This window comes from Rhizobium phaseoli, from assembly GCF_010668805.1.
GTDB lineage: Bacteria > Pseudomonadota > Alphaproteobacteria > Rhizobiales > Rhizobiaceae > Rhizobium > Rhizobium phaseoli_A.
In genome coordinates, this window is record NZ_WUFT01000111.1 from 1 (window position 1) to 410 (window position 410).

Below are 410 nucleotides of genomic sequence, written 5' to 3' on the forward strand. Positions count from 1 at the left end.
TTGTACGACAGGTCCGAATGCCAGAAGTGGCCGGCGTCGCCAAGTCCGATAGGCTGGCCGTTCTCGCGGATGTTCGACACGATCAGCACTTCAGGGTGACCGGGCAACTGAAACTGGTGCAGCACGTGAATCTGCAGCGGCCCAAAACGGCGGCTGAAGTCGATGTGCTGTGCGGGCGTGATCTGCTGATCGCGAAACACCAGCACGTGATAGTCGAGATCCGCGCGGTGAATGCGCGCGAAATCTTCGGCGGAAAGCGGCTGGTTCAGATCGAGGCCGAGCACTTCGGCGCCCACGGGCGCATCGAACGGAACGATTTCGAGCGGCCGGCGCACGCCAGCCGGGTGCACGCGCGGCGCGGCGTGTTGAGAGGACGAAACAGTGGATGTCACGCTGAATGTTCTTTGTAG

The 410-nt window shown here is 62.0% G+C and carries 1 protein-coding gene; it reads right to left on the reverse strand.

All coding sequences use genetic code 11. The annotated features are described in order from the left end of the window. A partial coding sequence (locus GR197_RS31625) for a TauD/TfdA dioxygenase family protein (protein WP_348643319.1) occupies positions 1 to 392 on the reverse strand: 392 nt, incomplete at its 3' end. Positions 393 to 410 lie beyond the last annotated feature (18 nt).